This window comes from Fundidesulfovibrio putealis DSM 16056, assembly GCF_000429325.1.
GTDB classification, from domain to species: domain Bacteria; phylum Desulfobacterota; class Desulfovibrionia; order Desulfovibrionales; family Desulfovibrionaceae; genus Fundidesulfovibrio; species Fundidesulfovibrio putealis.
This window is the reverse complement of record NZ_AUBQ01000004.1, coordinates 395,817-412,863: the sequence shown is the minus strand read 5'-3', so window position 1 is coordinate 412,863 and position 17,047 is coordinate 395,817. Positions and strand designations below refer to the sequence as shown.

Here is a 17,047-nt window from a genome sequence, read left to right as displayed (position 1 = left end):
CGCTGTGCGCCGCGCAGTTGTTTCCGGCCACGGCGAAGAGGAGCCCCATGTACAGACTGTCCCAGCTTGTCGAGAAAATCCCACCAATTCCCCAGCCCAAGCTGGTGACCTCCGGCGTGGGAATCTGGCTGGTCTGGGACGGCCAGCTTTCGCCGGTGCTCAATCAGATTTTCAGCGAGTTCGGCGGATTCCAGCAGACCCAGGAAGGCAACCAGGCCTTGTGGTTCTTCTTCGGCGACGAGGCCTTCAAGGCGCTGGGGCGGCTGGCCGGATACGCGCGGGTCAACCGGCTGCCGCTGTTCATCGAGGCTTTCCCTGCGTCGCTTCTGATCGGCTACAAGTACGAGACGGCCTTCGCCTGTCCCGAGGAATACCTCCGCCAGGAGGTCGCCGCATCGCAGGACCTGGAAATCCTGGTCCACCCCAATTTCAACGCTATGATCGAGTCCCTGCCGGGCATCTCCTTCAAGCCTGCGGCGGACGTGTCCGGTCTGACCCATGCCGGGTTCAACCTGCTGAATGTGGACACCACCATGGGGCAGGATTCGCCCCTGGGCTGGTACTGCATGCTGCGCCCGCTGGGCGATCCGCTGGATAAGAACGCCGCCGAAGGCTGGCGCTCCATCTTCTCCGAGATGCAGGCCCTGATGGAGAAGCTGGCCGTCAAATATCTCAGCCATGAGGGCTACATCATCTTCAGCCTGGACAACGTTCGGGCCTTCCGCAACGTCATCCGTGAAATCCTCAAGACCGAGGCCGCGGTCAAGAGCGGCGAAACCGGGAAGAAATACTGGCCCTGCGTCATGGCCTGCGTCATGAAAAAGGGGCAGCACTTCAACAAGGACCTGCCCAGGCGCGTCAACCTGGACTGGCGGCAGCTCTCCCCGGATTTCCCGCACATGAGCTTCAAGTCCGCCCTGTACCTGGGCAAGGGTTTCCGCATCAACGATGTCCGGCATTCTTCCGGAAACCTGGGCATCGACGACTGGTGCCACATCTCGCTGGCGGCAGACGAGGATTCCGGAGAGAACACCGGGGAGATTCCGTTCAAGCTGCCCGCAAGCCTGCTGGCGGGCACGCATCCGCCCTGTTTCTACTGCGGCCTGGCCGGGCACCTTCCGGCGGAATGCCCCTCCAAGACCCTGCAGGACCTGGACGAGGATGTCTGGCTCAAGATCGGCGGCGTGGACCTGGGCAAACTCGACGAGGCCGGGCTCGCTCTCAACCGCGAACTCGCGGGGGGCGACGTACGGACCCTCGCGCGCATGCTCGGCGCGGACAACGAGATGGGCCTCATCGTTCGGGGCGTGTTCGAGCTGTCGTTTCCCTGTCAGATACGGAGCGTTCCGCGAATCTGGCGCAGCAAAGGCAAGGACCTCCCGGCGGGGTTTTCCGTGCTGGCTGCTCCCGACGAGGGCGATTACCTCTGGGGAGCGATCGAGATGCTCAAATTGTCCGACGCGGTCGGCTTCGAGCGCGAGATCGCCCAGGGGCTGGCCACGCACGGGCGGGGCTTCCAGCCGCGCTCCATCCAGGGGTTCATGGCCATGGAATCGGGCGACTGGAGCCGGTCGGCGTATTTCTGGCAGGAAGCTGCCCGCAGCGCCTTCACTCCCTTGCAGCGGGGGTGGCTGGCCTACCTGGAGGGGCGCTCCCTGGAGGTCCAGGCGGATTTCCAGGCCGCGCTGGGACTCTACCGGCAGGCGAAGTCCGAATGTCCGCGCTGGACTGCGCCCATGTACCGCCAGGGCGTGTGCATGGTGAAGATGGGCTTCACCGATCAGGGCCTGCACGAGTTTTACGAGCTCATCCGCACCGATCCGAACATCTTCAACCATGTGCTGCTGGATCCGGAACTGGAGCGCGGACGCATCCACATCCTTGCCGCCCTCTGGAAGCCCTGGAGCGAGGCCAAGGCCGTCCGGGACGAAAAGGCAGCTTATCTGCCCGGACAGGCGGACTACCTCAAAAGCTGGTTCAGGGACGAGCATCCTTTCCTGAAGGAGGCGCTGGAGCGGGCCGAGGTGTTGTCCGAGATCGCCAAGGTGAACAACTTCGTCTGTTTCGACCGCGTGGTGAAAGAGTACGACGAGCTGCAGAAAGATCTGCACCAGACCGTGGAGAAAGGCATCACCGCGCTTAACAACAAGCTCAAGTACTTCCATGAGGAGCTCAAGGAGATCCACCACGAGGCGGCCTGGTTCCCGTTTGGTAAGCTGCTGCGCGAATTCAACAGCGATTTCAATGCGTGCGCCACCAAGCTCAACTGGATGCGCACGTCATCACTCCAGGTTGCGGCCAATTTCCGCAAGACCCAGGACTATATCGACGAGATAGACGCCGCCCTCAACCTGCTCAAGGCCAGGCTCGTCACCTTACGCATCGTGCGGGACGCCACGCTGTTCGTGCTGCTTCTGGGGAAGAGCTTCATGTGGCTGGAACTGATCGGGCTGGCCCTGAGCCTGATTGCGGTGCCCGGCTTCATCTTTCTTGCCAACAAAATCGGGCTGGGCTGGCTGGGGGACATGGTCTCCAACCAGAAGTGGCAGGTCCAGAAGGGACTTGTGATCATCATCAGCATCGCGGCCATGGCCCTGGCATCCATCAAGACCGCAGTGACCTTCGAGAAGAAACGGTCGGAACTCTTCAAGGAAGAGGAAGTGAAGGCCGCAAAAGGCAAGGGGAAGGGAAAGGGGAAGGCCGCGCCTGCAAAAGGGGCGAAGGCGCTGCCGTCGGGCAAGTCGGCCCTGCCTGCCAAGAAGAAGTAGGCGCATCCGCCTGCGGAAGTGCAGCCCGGCGGGGAGCACAACCGGGGCGGCGGGTCGGCAGCAGGACGTGTGTCCCCGGGCGCAACACGAAAAAAAACGGGGTTCCTTTCGGAACCCCGCAGAGATCGTGAGCCGTGTGAGACTACACGCAGCCGGTGGGCTTGGGCAGGCCGGCCATTTTGCAGGCTCCCTTGCCAGGTCCGGAGGGGAACAGCTCATAGATGTGCTTGAGCTTGTAACCGGTGACCTTCGAGAGGATGCGGACCATGGGGGCGATGCCGTTCTTCTTGTAGTAGTCCTGCAGGAACTCGATCACCTTGTTGTGCTCGTCGGAAAGTTCCTTGATGCCCTCGGACTCCTTGACGTACTCGACCCAGTCGGGGGTCCAGTCTTCAAAGCGCTGCAGGAATCCGTCCTCGTCAACCTCGAAGGCTTTGCCCTTGAATTCAACAGTGGCCATTCTCCATCCTCCTTGGCGTTGCTTGAACTATCAGTCTGTTCCCAGAGTTGCCGTTGCCCCCACATGAGGGCTCCTAAACCAGTAAAACAGCATTCCGCTGTTTCGGTTCACCAGGTAAGAACTCAGCTTCTTTACCCGAAGCTTAGGCGCAGTGCAAGCGCTTTGACGTTCTACCGTGGTCCCCACCCGAATTCGTGCCGTCTTAAAGGCGAATTCCGAGTGTTGTCAAATCATTTCGCTATCAGAGTCGTTTGGTATGATTTGGCTCAGATGTTCCCTGGCGAACTCCAGGGAGGGGTCCATCTCCAGCGCCTTGCCCAAAAACTCCACAGCGGCGTCCCTGTGCCCCAGGAATTTGTGGCACAGCCCCAGGTTGGCCAGGTCCATGGCGGAGCCGGAATCCAGCGCCAGCGCGGCTTCGAAGTCGCCTGCGGCGTCGGTGTAGTTGCCAGCCTTGAAGCGGGCCACTCCGCGCAGGTTGTAGTATTCCTTCACCTCTGGACTCTGTGAGATGGCCTTGCCCAGCAGGGGCTCGGCCTTTTCCCATTTGTCCTGGCGGGTCAGGGCGAAGGCCCGGTAGAACGTGGCCAGCGCGCCGTCTTCAGGGTCGGGCTGAATCTGCTCGGCCTTCTCGAAAAGGCGCATGGCCTGGTCGAGCTCACCCTGACGCATGGCCAGAAGCCCCTGGTGCAGCGGCAGATACGGCTTGCCCGCGCATATCTCGGCCAGGGTGGCAAGGCCCGGCACGGCCAGCTCGTCGGGAGCGTCTTCAGCCAGCATACGCCCCACGAACATGCCCAGGCTGGCGTGCGGGGTGCGCTCCCGGAACAGGAAGCCGGGCACGAGGTTGTAGTTGGCGGCCACCCCAAGGTCGGGCTGCGTGGTCTCCACGCTGTACAGGGTGAATCCCTTGGCGCGAAGACCCTGCGCGAAGGCTTCGATCTCGTGGAGCATATCGGAGCGCTCCAGGCAGGGCAGGCGGTCCAGGTCGGTGTCCGGGCCTTCCACCACCCAGCTGATCTCACCCAGGCCAGTGAACTTGCGCAGTCCCGAAGCCTCGTAGTTGCTGCCGGTCTCGAAGTCTCCCGCCAACTGGGCGATCTCGGTGACGGCGCGTATGGCCGCCTTGACCGGGGAGGCCGCAGTGCCCGCCGTGAAGACGATCTCGCTTTTCATGCCCAGGGTGGAAGGGTCATAGGCCAGCGCGCCGATGGTGGGGACGGGCATGTCCAGGCTGAAGTCCTTGAGCCAGAGCTTCACGCCGTTACGCTCGAAGGCTTCCACCAGATTGCGCAGGACCGGGTCTCCCAGGGAGTGCGTGCGGATGGTGGGCGTGCGCGTCTCCTGGCGGTCCACCACGGCGCTCACGTGTCGCTCCACCAGTTCGCACGCGCCCTGGAGGATGGACTCCTCCAGGCAGTTGCCTGCGGACGACCCGTTGAACTCGTTGAGCTTCTTGAACCAGTCCAGGGGCGTCATGACTTTCCGGCCGTCCTCCACGCGGGTGACTGGATGGAACTGCCAGGGCAGGAGGTCAAGCAGGCGCGCGGCCTGATCCTCGTCCAGGCCGTCGGCCACGGAGGCGAGGATTTCGGACACCGGCATGAGCTGCCCTGGCCAGAGGGCCTGGGCCTGCGACCACGTGGCGCGGGTGAAGTTTCTGGGGTCGGCCCAGAAGCTGAAATAGCTGAAGCGCTCGGCCAGTTCCATCAGGGCGGAGGCTTCGGCCTGGGCCGGGGAAGCGCCTTTGCCCATCTGCTTGCGCGTGGGCATGACGCCGCGCGCCTGGGGGCCGCAGATGCTGAGGTAGACCGGGATGCCAAGCCTGCCGGTGTCCGTGCGGCGAAGTTCCGCCAGGATGCCGCCGTGTTTGGCAAAAAGGCCCTTCACGCGCTCCACGGTCTGGGCCGGGGAGCAGAGTTTGTCGGAGTCGGAAGTGTATCCCTTTGGGGTACTGACGAGCTTACGCATTGGTACGGCTCCGCATGCGGTACAGCACGCAGGTTTGGGACTCCCCGGAATCCGAGCGGCAGGTGGACTGGGTTCGCTGGATCAGGAAGTCCTGTTGGACTCGGGCGAAAAACGGGGCTGCTTCGCGGCAGCGGTCACAGGAGAGCAGCACGTGGGAATCCTGGCCGGGTTTCAGGTGGCTGACCAGAAAGTCCGCCAGCGGTTCGTGCAGCAGGGGCAGGTACAGGGCCTCGGAGGCGACGATCACGTCGAAGGAATCGTCCAGGCGCGCGGCGCCCATGTCCAGAAGTCCGGCCCTGGCCACGGCGTCCAGGCCGTTTCTCAGGATGCTGGCCCGGATGAACAGGAGCGCCTCCGGTTCGATGTCCGTGATGAGGGAGTCGATCCCCTTTTTTGCTGCGGCCAGACCGCACAGGCCAAGGCCCGCGCCCAACTCCAGCAGGCGCTTGCCGGGGGACGGAGTGGTCCTGGCGGCCAGCATGGCCAGCGGGAAGGAGGCGGGCCAGAGTTTGGCCCAGAAAGGCAGCACGATCTTCTCGCCAGGGCGCGCGGTCTCAACTAGACGGTCGATGTAGCCGGGCAGATCCTCGATCTGGAGCAGGTCGATATCCATGCCGCCAAGGCTGACTGTCTCGAAGACGACAGGGTAGCGTGACCGGGCCAGGGCCAGGATGTCGTCCAGGCGGCTGGCCGGATCCAGGGCGAGTTCCAGTATGCGCGGATCGCTTGTCATGGTGCGGGGCTCCTCATGGTGTGCGAGTCAGTAAGGAGGTGCGGCGCGCAGGTCGCGGGGAATGGAGGCGAGCTTTGGCGGCACGCACGAAAAAGGCCGGACCCGCGAGGGTCCGGCCTTGGCTGGTCTGGTGGAGCGGGAGACGGGATTTGAACCCGCGACTTCAACCTTGGCAAGGTTGCACTCTACCACTGAGTTACTCCCGCAATCTTGGAGGCGGCACCCGGATTTGAACCGGGGGATGGAGGTTTTGCAGACCTCTGCCTTACCACTTGGCTATGCCGCCCCACGCAAAGGGAGGTCATTTTTAGTGGATGTGGCCTCCACTGTCAACGGCCTGTCCCGGTCGAAAAAAAAGCCCCCCGGAGGAGGAGTGGAGCGGGAGACGGGATTTGAACCCGCGACTTCAACCTTGGCAAGGTTGCACTCTACCACTGAGTTACTCCCGCTCGTGGCGAGAGGCGTGTCTATGTGGAACCGGCTCTGATGTCAAGCTTTCAGTCAATTTTTTTGAAATCAGCTTGCTCCGCGCTGTTCCGGCATACGCCCCGGCGCCGCCCCGGCGCCATTGCTGTGCCGAAGGCTCCGTTCACGGCGGAAGAAGGCCTTCCTCGTGAACGGAAGGGGCTTATATGCCTCAGCAAGCGCTCTGTCCAGTGTTCTTTGCAGACATTTTTCTTGCAACGTACGCGCCCAGTCCGGCTTGCTGCTCCCGATGTGTCAACACCTTGCCGGGACTGGAGATGTCGATGTAGTCAGGAATTGATGGCAAAGAGTTTTTCCTACCATATGCCATATTTTGCGTGATTGTTGCGTGCCGATCCCATTGCCAGGCATCAAGCCCCTTTACGAGCAAAAGCAAATCCTTTAAGGGAACTCACTTCGCCGTACCTTGAGTCCTGACGCTCCCTTGGAGGTTCCCTTATGGATCAGAAAGATTTGGACTTCTTCCGGCAGTACCTGAACGACTCCCTCCAGGATATCCTCAAGAAAGGTGAGGAGACCATTGAGGATATGACCGACACCGTCGAGGTCTACGCGGACCCCGCCGACCGTGCCACCGCCGAATCCGACCGCGCCTTCACCCTGCGCCTGCGCGATCGCGAGCGAAAGCTCATCCGCAAGATCCAGGAAGCGCTGGAGCGCATCGAGGACGGCACGTACGGACGTTGCGAGGAGTGCGACGAGGACATCAGCGTGGCCCGCCTGAAGGCCCGTCCCGTCACCACCCTGTGCATCAAGTGCAAGGCCCGCCAAGAGGCCGACGAGGACCTGCGGGGCGAGTAGCCCGGACTGATGGACGCTGCGTTCTTCAGGTTTCTTGGGCCTGAACTGGCAGGCGTCCTCACGGGCGTTCGGTTCGACACGGTCTTCAGTCCGGCCCCAGGGTGCTGGACCTTCGTTTTTTCGCCTCCCGTTGCGCTGGACGGCGACTCTCCCTCGGATTGCCGCTTCCTTCTGGCCCATGCACACTCCCGCTCCGGCATCCTGTCGCTGTCAGCCGTCAAGCCGGTCAACCCGGCGCAACCTCCGACCATGGCCATGTGGCTGCGCAAGCGCCTGCGCGGGCGCAGGGTGGTCTGCGGCCTGACCGACTGGAGGCGCAAGCGCCTGGCCCTGGAACTCACGCCGGGAGAAGGGCGCTTCCTGCTTCTGTGCATGGACGAATCCCCCAATATTGTTGACAGCCTGCCGGATGATTTCGACGCCGCGCCGGGGTGGCGCTCCGTCGCCGAGGCGCTGGACGATCCGGCCTGCCCCAGGAGCCTGCGCCGGGCACTCGAGCGGGAAGACCCCCTTGATAGAGACGTGTTCCTGGAAACATTTCTTGAAGGCCGCGCGTCAGGCTTTTTCCTCGGTGAATCCGGATCGTCGCAGGATGGTCCGCTGCCCTGGCCGGCCGGGCGGGAGTCGCAGCGATATTCCAACGCCCTGCATGCCGCCCATGCATACGCGCAGACGGCTTTCTTCGCGGCCCTGACCCCGCCGGAGGAACCGCCGCAGCGCGCCAAGGCCCGCGTGAAGAAGCGGATGGCCCTTCTGGACCAGGACCAGCGCAGGCTGGATGGCCTGATCCAGCAGCATCTCTACGGCGAAACCGTGGCCGCCAACCTCTCCCTGCTGGACAAGCGGGCCAAGCTCGGGCCGATGCTACTTGAGCATCCTGAAAAAGGTCAGCTGACAGTGCCGCTGGACCCGGCCCTCACGGTGCTCGAAAACATGGAGCGCTTCTTCCGCAAGGCCGCCAAAGGACGCAGGGGGCAGGTGCACGTGGAGCGGTTGCGGCGTGAAGCCGAGGAGGGGGGCGTGCCGCCGCGCAGGGGCCAGGCCCAGCCAGCCGAGCCTGCCAAGGCGACGCCGAAGCAGCGCGCCAAGACGCAGTCCGTGGCTCTGCACCGGTTCCGCTCCTCGGACGGGTTTGTCATCCTTCGCGGCAAAAACAGCGCCGCCAACCACAGGCTGCTCTCCGAGATGGCCAGCCCGTTCGACTTCTGGCTGCACGCCGAGGGCGGTCCTGGCGCGCACGTCATCCTCAAGCGGGATAATCCGGGCCAGGACGTTCCCGAACGGAGCCTGCGCGAGGCTGCGGTCCTGGCCGGGCTGTCCAGTTGGAGGGCCAACGACGCCAAGGCCAATGTGCTGGTGGCGGCAGCGTCCGAGGTCCGCAAGATGAAGGGTGCGGCCCTTGGACAGGTGCGCCTGGACAGCGCCAAGACGCTTCTCGTTGATCTGGACCCCGGACTGGAAGGCCGCTTACGCCTTCCTTCTTGACTTTTCCTGTTGCACTCTTCAGACTATTGGTCCTGCCTGATCTGTTATTAGAGGTTAAATGTAGTATGTCCCTCAAGTTCAAGTTGCAGGCCTTGTCCCTCGTATCAATCACACTTAGTTTGATTGTCTGGCTCCCGGCATGGCTCGGCGTCGGCAAAGCAATGGACGCTGCCGGGGCAGGCGCGCTGGCCGGGACGCTCTCGGACACGCGCCAGCTTCTTTTATGGTCAGGCATTGGGGCCATGGCCCTTGTCGTTGCTTGCGGTGCAGTCCTGGGAGTCGGCTTCACTGGCAGGGTCAGGGACATCCTGGACGCCCTGACGCGCGCCGAAAACGGCGACCTGGGCAGCCGTTGCCAGACGTCCGGTTCCGATGAAATCGCCCGCATAGCAACTGAAATCAACACGCTCCTGACGCGGGTGCAGGACCTCTTCGCCCAGGCCAGGGAGCACGAATCCCAGGCCGATGCGAGCGCTCGGCAGTGCCAGCTGGCCATGACCCAGGCGGCGCAGTCCCGCCAAAGGGCCGAGAATTCGCGCCGCCAGGGAATGGGCGGAGCTTCCGGCACGCTCAGGAAGGTCGTCGGCGAAATCCAGAACGTGGCCTCGAGCCTCTCCACCGAGGTTGACGGAACCGCCGATGCGGCACGCAGGCAGGCGGACATGGTCGTCCAGACCGCTTTTGCCGTGGAGCAGCTCGATCAGGCCGTCATGGAGGCAGCCCGCAACGCCTCGGGTGCGTCTCAGCTCGCAGCCAAGGCCCGCGACCGCGCCGAGCATGGCGCCGGCGTCGTCGAGGCGGTGCTCGAATCCATCACAGCGGCCCACGCCCGCACCATGGAGCTCAAGGACGTCGTCTCGGACCTGGGCGTGCGCTCCGAATCCATCGGGCGCATCATGACCGTCATCTCCGACATCGCCGACCAGACCAACCTCCTGGCGCTCAACGCCGCCATCGAGGCGGCCCGCGCTGGCGACGCCGGGCGCGGCTTCGCCGTGGTGGCCGACGAGGTGAGAAAGCTCGCCGAGAAGACCATGGAAGCCACCCGCGAAGTGGGCCAGGTGATCCAGGCCATCCAGTCGGGCGCGCGCGACGCCGCTTCCGGCATGGAGAACGCCGCCTCTGAAGTGGAACGCGCCACGGGGCAGGCCCGTCAGTCCGGCGAGGCGCTGGGCGAGATCGTTTCCATCGTGGAGGCCACCTCCGATCAGGTGCGCTCCATCGCCACTGCAGCAGAACAGCAGTCGGCAGCCAGCACCCAGATCGGGCGCACCGTGAACAGCGTGCGCGATATCTCCACGGGGACCCTTGACGGTATGAATAGATGCGAGCAAGGACTTGATACCTTGCTCGAACAGGTCGGGGCGCTTGCCAACCTGAACAGCGTGTTTACACTGCTGGGGCAGGGCGTGGTGCAGGACGTCATCGAGCAGCTGGCCTGCTCGCCGGAGCTTGTGTCCATGGAGCGCGCCAGGATGGAAGCCGGGCTCAGGAAAGCCTTGGCCGACAACGCTTTTTTGGAGTTGGCCTACATCACCGACGCCTCGGGACGCCAGGTGGTGAGCAACATCCCCCAGGCCGGTTTTTTCCAGCAGGAAGGGGAGGGGTTCGGCAAGAGCTGGAGTTCGCGCCCCTGGTTCACCGGCGCGGTAAAAAGCAAGGATATTTTCATATCAGAGGTTTACGTCTCAACAGCGTCCAACGCGCCGTGCATCACCGTCAGCCGTCCGATCGAGGCCGCCGACGGGACCATGCTCGGGGTGCTGGGGTTGGACGTAAAGCTCAATTGACGGGAATACATGGCAAAAAACAACGGCCTTGAGCGAAAGCTGGAATTCGACGACGCCTCCATGGCCCGGGACCTGTTCGGGCCGCACAACGCCAACCTGGCCTTCGTGGGCGAAAAGACAGGCATCCGGGCCGACTCGCGCGGCTCGGTGCTGACCCTTCGCGGCGACTCGCAGGAGGTGCTCGATCAAGTGGCCGAAGCCATGATCAAGCTCTACGGCATGCTCAAACGCGGTGTGCCGGTCTATCCGCGCGACATCGAACCGGTCTTGTCCCACCTGGGCAAGACGCCCGGAGCGAAACTCGGCAAGTTCTTCGAGGAGCAGTCTTTCGTCGTCTCTCCCAAGAAGACCATTTCGCCCCGCACTTTCACCCAGCGCGAATACATGGGGGCCATCCGCTCCGGCGACATGGTCTTCGGCATCGGCCCCGCAGGCACGGGCAAGACCTACCTAGCCGTGGCCATGGCCGTGGCCGACCTGCTGGCCCGACGGGTCAAGCGCCTGGTGCTGACCCGCCCTGCCGTGGAAGCTGGTGAAAAGCTTGGTTTTCTTCCCGGCGACCTCATGGAGAAGGTGAACCCGTATCTGCGCCCCCTGTACGACGCCCTGCACGACATGCTGGACTATCAGCGGGTCACGGAGATGCTGGCCGAGGGCGTCATCGAGGTGGCTCCCCTGGCCTTCATGCGCGGGCGCACCCTGAACGACTCCTTCATCATCCTGGATGAAGCCCAGAACACAACGCCTGAACAAATGAAGATGTTCTTGACGCGGCTCGGGTTCGGGTCCAAAGCGGTTGTGACCGGCGACGTGACCCAGGTGGACCTGCCGCGCGGCGCGGCTTCGGGCCTCGCGGAGGCTCGCGCCATCCTGTCCGGCGTTGAAGGACTGAGCTTCGTGCATTTCAATGAGGAGGACGTCATCCGCCATCCCCTGGTGGGGCGGATCGTGCAAGCCTATGAGCGGCATTCTCAGTCGTCTGAAAAGAAATAACTCCGCGCAGAAGCCGGTCGTGTCCTGTCAGCCGGGCATGGCCTGTTCGCTGGAACGCCCGCTCCCCTGGGGGCTGGGCGTTTTTCTGGTGGTCATTCTGGGCGCGAGCATCCTGTCCTCCGTGCGTTTCGAATCGCCGGTCAAGGTCTTCCTGGCCGGTGAGATAGCCACCCAGGACATCACCGCCGACCAGAACCTGCGGTTCGAGGACCGCGAGGCCACCCTGCGAAAACGTGAACAGGTGGCCGAAAACCAGCCTCCCGTCTTCGATCTGAGCCCGGAATCCTACGAGTACCTCCGCAAGCACGCATCTGATGTGCTCCTTCAGGCCAAGCGCACCGACGACGACCCCGAAAAGGTGCGCGCCTCCCTCTCCGAGGACCTGAACAGCGAAATCAGCCGGGAAACCATTCAGATATGGCGTTCCCAGGAATTTCTGGACCTCATGGCGCTTCAGGTGATGCCCTGGATGAAAGAGGCGTACGCCAAAGGCGTTGCCGGACATCCCGGAATCTTCGCCTCCTACAAGCAGGGGATCCTCCTGCGCGAGCTTCCCTCGGGCATGGAGACCCTCTACCTGGAAGCACCCGTCACACTTGATCTGGAGAAGCTCAAGGACGACCTGGACCAGCTGCTGCGCCGCGACCTGAAAAAGAACATCCGCGTGCGCAAGGCTGTTTTCGCCCTGATCGGCCCCTTCCTGCGTCCGAACCTGGTCTTCAACCAGGAGACCACCCGGCTGCGCAAGCAGGAGATCGTGGTGGCCATGGAGCCGGTGTACTCCAACATCTACAAGGGCGAGATGGTCGTGCGCCAGGGCGAGCGCGTCACGCCGGAGCAGCAGACCAAGCTTCAGACGCTCTACGCCCACCGCACCAGTTCGCTCAAACCCTTCGCCATTCCCGGCACGTTCCTGCTGGCCTGTCTGTTCTTCGTGCTGCTGCACCTCTCGCAGGGCAAGAAGTCCGGCATTCGTGCGGTCAGCCACCGTGACTGGCTGGCCCTGGCCTTGGTGACCGCGTTCTTCGTGCTGCTGGCCAAGTTCGTGGAGCTGGCCCGCGTGTCGGACGCCCATCTCCCGGCGTTCCTCAAATCCAGCCAGGTGGCCTTCGGCCTGCCCATCGCGGGCGCGGCAGGCGTGCTGGCCATGTTCCTGCCCCAGGCGCTGTGTTCATTCGCCGTGCTTCTGCTCTCGTATCTGGTCACCAACGAGGTGGGCGGCAACGTGCACCTGTTCAGCTACTATCTGCTGGGCGGCTTCGTGTACGCCACCATCATCAGGAACTGCGAGACGCGTCAGGACGTGCTGCGGTCCATCCTGCCGCTGTCGGCCCTGTGCGTCGTGTCCTGGTTCGGCGTGGTGCTGGTGCAGGACGGAGCAGGGGAGCTGACCCTGGCGGGCGGCGTGCACGCGGCCTTCAACTCCGTTTTTTCGCTGCTCCTGGTGCTGGGCCTGAGCCCTGTGCTGGAGATGGTCTTCGGCTATACATCGCGCTTCAAGCTGATGGAGCTCATGAGCCTGGAGCAGCCGCTCCTGCAGGATCTCATGGTCAACGCGCCCGGCACCTACCATCACTCCATCATCGTGGCCAACATGGTGGAGGCCGCCGCGCGCGCCGTGGGAGCCAACGCCCTGCTGGCCAAGGTGGCCGCGCTCTACCACGACATCGGCAAGCTCAAGAATCCGCAGTACTTCATCGAGAACCAGTTCGGGAAAGAGAACAAGCACAACAAGCTCTCCCCCTCCATGAGCGCGCTCATCCTCATCTCCCACGTGAAGAAAGGCGTGGAGCTGGCCAAGGAGCACAAGCTCGGCGACGAGATCGCCGCCCTCATCGGCCAGCATCACGGCATGACGCTCATCACCTATTTCTACCACAAGGCCCAGGAGCAGGCCGAGGCCAAGGGCGAGGAACCCGTGCGCGAGGACGAATTCCGCTACCCCGGCCCCAAGCCCCAGTCCAAGGAAGCCGGCATCATCATGCTGGCCGACGCCATCGAGGCCTCCAGCCGGACCCTGGTGGATCCCACGCCCAGCCGCATCAAGGGGCATATTCAGTCCATCGTGCGCAAGCTCTATAATGAAGGCGAGCTGGACGGCTCCGAGTTGACGCTCAAGGACCTGACCCAGGCCTCCGACACCTTCCACCGGATTCTCACCGGTATCTTCCACCACCGGATCGAGTATCCGAACATGGAACGTGGGAAGGAAAAGCCGAAAGAGAACGGCGAGAAGCTCGCCCTGCCCGAGAAGGGGGCGCTGCCCGAAAAGGCGGCATAAGAGACGGGGCTCCGCCCCGGACCCCGGCGGGCTCCGCCCTGCACCCGCCAGGGGCCAGAGGTGGATGATCCCCCTGGACCCTCAATTTGCTTCGCGTGTTTTGCGGCAGTTGGGGCTATAGTCTGCCGTTGTGTCGGGTTTGAGCACTCACTCGACTTCACGTTCGGCGCGGCAGCTGGGCCTGGAACGGTCGTGTCCCGCGCGGCGGGCGACGAATCGTCTTCAAATCGGTTCGAGCCCGCGCGCGGAGCACAGACGGGACAGTCCCAGCTGTCGCCGGAACGACGGTCGCAGTGCCAGGAAAGGCCATGCCTTTGCATTTCATTCATACCAACAGGCGAGGCACGACATCTGCCATGACCGATTCCATCTGGATCGAACCCGGCGCGGCCTTGAATCCCGCGCTCCCGCTCTCGAAGAACGAGATGAAGCCGCTCATCAGGCGGCTTTTGTCCGTGCTTGGGCTTCAGGGTGCGTCACTTGAGCTTCGTCTCGTGGACGATGTGGAGATAGCCCGGCTGAACCGGGAGTTCCTGGGCATGACCGGCCCCACCAACGTGCTTTCCTTTCCCGCTGAAGACCCCGAACAGCCGCAGTACCTGGGCGAACTGGCCTTGTCCGTGGATACCCTCACGCGCGAGGCCGCGCTCTACGGCCAGGACCCTCAGTCGCATCTGGTGCGCCTGCTGGCACACGGCCTCCTGCACCTGGCCGGGTATGACCACGGCCAGGCGATGGAGGCGATGACGGATGCGGCTGTGGAGGCACTGGGTTAGGCAGGTTGCGTGTCGATCCCGGGTCAAATCGCCTCACCTCTTTACATCTCCCCGGTCAGCGGCTAATTTGCCTCTTTTCGCCGTAAGATCACCTGGAGGCTCGCATGCCCAAAAAATTCCTTGAAATTCATGACATGACCCGCGCCGAGGCTCACGCCGTGGTGTACCGGGCCATCGAAATGAAGCGCACCAAGTTCCGCTCCGACCTGCTCGAAGGCCGCACCGTGGCTCTCATCTTCGAGAAGGCCTCCACCCGCACCCGCGTCTCCTTCGAGATGGCCGTGCGCCACCTGGGCGGCTCCACCATCTACATGACCCAGAACGACTCCCAGCTCGGCCGCTCCGAGCCGGTCGAGGACACCATCCGGGTTCTGTCGCGTTATGTCGATGGTCTGGTCATGCGCACCTTCGAGCACTCCAAGCTCACCCGCATGATGGCAAAATCCACCATCCCCATCGTCAACGCCCTGTCCGACGACTTCCATCCCTGCCAGGTGATGGGCGACGTGATGACCATGGTCGAGCGCGGCGCGGACCTGGAGAAGACCAAGGTGGCCTGGGTGGGCGACGGCAACAACATGGCCCAGTCCTGGATCAATTCGGCCACGTATTTTCCCTTCGAGCTGGTGCTGGCCTGCCCCAAGGGCTACCAGCCCCGCAAGGACATCCTGGACGCCGCCTTGGCCATGGGCGCGAAGATCACCCTCACCGAGGACCCGGTCCAGGCCGTCACCGGCGCGCATTTCGTCAACACCGACGTGTTCGCCTCCATGGGCCAGGAAGGCGAAGCCTCCGAGCGCCTGAAGGTCTTCGCGGGCTACCAGATCGACTCCAAGGCCATGTCACTGGCCGCGCCCGGCGCGAAGTTCATGCACTGCCTGCCCGCGCACCAAGGTGAGGAAGTCACCACCGAGGTCTTCGAGTCCGATGCCTCCATCGTCTGGGATCAGGCCGAAAACCGCCTGCACATTCAGAAAGCCATCCTGGAGTGGGTCTACACCAAGCAGTACGACGCCGCCCCTTACACCCTCGCGGAGATTTAAACGATGAGCAGCATAAAGAAAGTCGTCCTGGCCTATTCCGGCGGCCTGGACACGTCGGTCATCCTCAAGTGGATCAAGAAAACCTACCAGTGCGAGGTCATCACCATGACCGCCGACCTGGGCCAGGAAGAGGAACTGGACGGCCTTGAGGAAAAGGCTCTGAACACCGGGGCCACCAAAGCCTATATCGACGACCTGCGCGAGGAGTTCGCCCGCGATTTCGTCTTCCCCGTGCTGCGCGCCGGAGCCGTGTACGAGGGCCGCTATCTGCTGGGCACCTCCATTGCGCGTCCGCTGATCGCCAAGCGCATGGTGGAGATCGCCCTGGCCGAAGGCGCGCAGGCCGTGTCCCACGGCGCCACCGGCAAGGGCAACGACCAGGTGCGCTTCGAGCTGACCGCCATGGCCCTGGCCCCGCAGCTCAAGACCATCGCCCCCTGGCGCGAATGGGACTTCAAGGGCCGCGCCGACCTGATGGCCTTCGCCAAGGACAACGGCATCCCCGTGCCCGTCACCAAGGAGAAGCCCTACAGCTGCGACCGCAACCTCATGCACCTCTCCTTCGAGGGCGGCGAGCTGGAAGATCCCTGGAACGAGCCCGGCCCGCACAGCTACCTGCTGTGCTGCCGCCCCGAGGACGCCCCCAACGAGGCCGAATACATCGAACTCGAGTTCGACCAGGGCAACCCCGTGGCCCTGAACGGCGAGAAACTTTCTCCCGCCGCCATGATCCGCGCCCTCAACAAGCTTGGCGGCAAGCACGGCGTGGGACGCCTGGACATGGTGGAGAACCGCTTCGTGGGCATGAAGTCGCGCGGCGTCTACGAGACCCCCGGCTGCACCATCATCCACGCCGCACACCGCGACCTGGAAGGCATCACCATGGACCGCGAGGTCATGCACCTGCGCGATTCGCTCATCCCGCGCTACGCCGAGATGGTCTACTACGGGTTCTGGTTCGCCCCGGAGCGCGAGGCCATTCAGGCCCTGGTGGACAAGAGCCAGGAGCGCATCAGCGGCGTGGTGCGCGTGAAGCTCTTCAAGGGTCAAGCCACCCCCGTGGGACGCAAGTCCCCCAACAGCCTGTACAACACCGAGCTGGTGACCTTCGAGGAGGACTCGGTGTACGACCAGTCCGACGCCACCGGGTTCATCAGGCTTCAGGGACTGCGCCTGCGCGGCTACAAGAAGATGTAGCTCAGGGGTGCATATTGGGGCTCCGCCCCAAACCCCGCCGGGCTCTGCCCTGCACCCGCTGGGACGCTGTCCCAGACCCTGCCAGGGCTCTGCCCTGGACCCGCCAGGGGGATGATCCCCCTGGACCCTGCAATAGGGGGTTGGGACACGCCATGTGAATTATTCAGGGCCGCAGGTGAAAGATATTGTTAAATATCTTTAAGCCTGCGGCCCTTGATACTTCTGCGCTGGACCGCTACTTTCACAAATCACGTTGCGAAGCG

Annotated in this window: 12 protein-coding genes and 3 tRNA genes; 9 read left to right on the top strand and 6 right to left on the bottom strand. The window is 63.4% G+C overall.

Annotated elements, in window-relative coordinates; translation table 11 throughout:
* The first annotated feature begins 47 nt into the window (after nucleotides 1-47).
* Entirely contained in the window at nucleotides 48-2,768 is a 2,721-nt protein-coding gene (locus G453_RS0104900; protein ID WP_027190146.1) for a tetratricopeptide repeat protein, read from the top strand.
* Between the two features lie 142 nt (nucleotides 2,769-2,910).
* On the opposite strand, the gene G453_RS0104895 is transcribed toward G453_RS0104900, so the two are convergent.
* The 6 genes from G453_RS0104895 to G453_RS0104870 all read right to left on the bottom strand — a co-directional run bounded on the left by G453_RS0104895 (nucleotide 2,911) and on the right by G453_RS0104870 (nucleotide 6,381).
* Entirely contained in the window at nucleotides 2,911-3,228 is a 318-nt protein-coding gene (locus tag G453_RS0104895) for a TusE/DsrC/DsvC family sulfur relay protein (protein ID WP_027190145.1), read from the bottom strand.
* Between the two features lie 225 nt (nucleotides 3,229-3,453).
* On the bottom strand, nucleotides 3,454-5,199 hold the full coding sequence (locus G453_RS0104890; protein WP_027190144.1) for a YcaO-like family protein: 1,746 nt from the start codon (nucleotides 5,197-5,199) through the stop codon (nucleotides 3,454-3,456).
* Entirely contained in the window at nucleotides 5,192-5,932 is a 741-nt protein-coding gene (locus tag G453_RS22420; protein ID WP_051271720.1) for a class I SAM-dependent methyltransferase, read from the bottom strand. Before G453_RS22420 ends, G453_RS0104890 begins: the two co-directional genes overlap by 8 nt.
* Nucleotides 5,933-6,063: 131 nt before the next feature.
* Nucleotides 6,064-6,138: transfer RNA gene (locus G453_RS0104880), tRNA-Gly, on the bottom strand.
* 5 nt (nucleotides 6,139-6,143) lie between these two features.
* Nucleotides 6,144-6,218 (bottom strand) — tRNA-Cys (locus tag G453_RS0104875).
* An 88-nt stretch (nucleotides 6,219-6,306) separates the two neighbouring features.
* Nucleotides 6,307-6,381 (bottom strand) — tRNA-Gly (locus tag G453_RS0104870).
* Nucleotides 6,382-6,856: 475 nt separating this feature from the next.
* Here G453_RS0104870 and dksA point away from each other — a divergent pair.
* The 8 genes from dksA (at nucleotide 6,857) to G453_RS0104830 (ending at nucleotide 16,784) form a co-directional block, all read left to right on the top strand.
* The gene (gene dksA / locus G453_RS0104865; protein WP_027190143.1) at nucleotides 6,857-7,219 is read left to right on the top strand and encodes an RNA polymerase-binding protein DksA; all 363 of its coding nucleotides are present in this window, start codon (nucleotides 6,857-6,859) and stop codon (nucleotides 7,217-7,219) included.
* Nucleotides 7,220-7,228: 9 nt separating this feature from the next.
* Nucleotides 7,229-8,704: an NFACT RNA binding domain-containing protein gene (locus tag G453_RS0104860; protein WP_027190142.1), complete on the top strand. Its 1,476-nt coding sequence runs from the start codon at nucleotides 7,229-7,231 to the stop codon at nucleotides 8,702-8,704.
* A gap of 161 nt (nucleotides 8,705-8,865) precedes the next feature.
* Complete coding sequence (locus G453_RS22415; RefSeq protein ID WP_051271717.1) at nucleotides 8,866-10,494, top strand: methyl-accepting chemotaxis protein; 1,629 nt, start codon at nucleotides 8,866-8,868, stop codon at nucleotides 10,492-10,494.
* A 9-nt stretch (nucleotides 10,495-10,503) separates the two neighbouring features.
* Nucleotides 10,504-11,487, top strand: coding sequence for a PhoH family protein (locus tag G453_RS0104850; protein ID WP_027190141.1), 984 nt, complete (start codon nucleotides 10,504-10,506; stop codon nucleotides 11,485-11,487).
* A 19-nt stretch (nucleotides 11,488-11,506) separates the two neighbouring features.
* Nucleotides 11,507-13,768, top strand: a complete 2,262-nt coding sequence (locus G453_RS22410) for an HD family phosphohydrolase (protein ID WP_169725288.1) — start codon at nucleotides 11,507-11,509, stop codon at nucleotides 13,766-13,768.
* Between the two features lie 356 nt (nucleotides 13,769-14,124).
* Entirely contained in the window at nucleotides 14,125-14,544 is a 420-nt protein-coding gene (ybeY, locus tag G453_RS0104840; RefSeq protein ID WP_051271713.1) for an rRNA maturation RNase YbeY, read from the top strand.
* 104 nt (nucleotides 14,545-14,648) lie between these two features.
* Nucleotides 14,649-15,587: an ornithine carbamoyltransferase gene (gene argF, locus G453_RS22405; protein ID WP_051271710.1), complete on the top strand. Its 939-nt coding sequence runs from the start codon at nucleotides 14,649-14,651 to the stop codon at nucleotides 15,585-15,587.
* Nucleotides 15,588-15,590: 3 nt separating this feature from the next.
* Nucleotides 15,591-16,784, top strand: a complete 1,194-nt coding sequence (locus G453_RS0104830; RefSeq protein WP_027190139.1) for an argininosuccinate synthase — start codon at nucleotides 15,591-15,593, stop codon at nucleotides 16,782-16,784.
* Nucleotides 16,785-17,047 lie beyond the last annotated feature (263 nt).

What these genes read in the sequence shown, in the direction of transcription:
- G453_RS0104900 (WP_027190146.1), top strand. Translation starts at nt 48, where the DNA reads ATGTACAGACTGTCCCAGCTTGTCGAGAAAATCCCACCAATTCCCCAG.
- G453_RS0104895 (WP_027190145.1), bottom strand. Translation starts at nt 3,228, where the DNA reads ATGGCCACTGTTGAATTCAAGGGCAAAGCCTTCGAGGTTGACGAGGAC.
- G453_RS0104890 (WP_027190144.1), bottom strand. Translation starts at nt 5,199, where the DNA reads ATGCGTAAGCTCGTCAGTACCCCAAAGGGATACACTTCCGACTCCGAC.
- G453_RS22420 (WP_051271720.1), bottom strand. Translation starts at nt 5,932, where the DNA reads ATGACAAGCGATCCGCGCATACTGGAACTCGCCCTGGATCCGGCCAGC.
- dksA (WP_027190143.1), top strand. Translation starts at nt 6,857, where the DNA reads ATGGATCAGAAAGATTTGGACTTCTTCCGGCAGTACCTGAACGACTCC.
- G453_RS0104860 (WP_027190142.1), top strand. Translation starts at nt 7,229, where the DNA reads ATGGACGCTGCGTTCTTCAGGTTTCTTGGGCCTGAACTGGCAGGCGTC.
- G453_RS22415 (WP_051271717.1), top strand. Translation starts at nt 8,866, where the DNA reads ATGGACGCTGCCGGGGCAGGCGCGCTGGCCGGGACGCTCTCGGACACG.
- G453_RS0104850 (WP_027190141.1), top strand. Translation starts at nt 10,504, where the DNA reads ATGGCAAAAAACAACGGCCTTGAGCGAAAGCTGGAATTCGACGACGCC.
- ybeY (WP_051271713.1), top strand. Translation starts at nt 14,125, where the DNA reads ATGACCGATTCCATCTGGATCGAACCCGGCGCGGCCTTGAATCCCGCG.
- argF (WP_051271710.1), top strand. Translation starts at nt 14,649, where the DNA reads ATGCCCAAAAAATTCCTTGAAATTCATGACATGACCCGCGCCGAGGCT.
- G453_RS0104830 (WP_027190139.1), top strand. Translation starts at nt 15,591, where the DNA reads ATGAGCAGCATAAAGAAAGTCGTCCTGGCCTATTCCGGCGGCCTGGAC.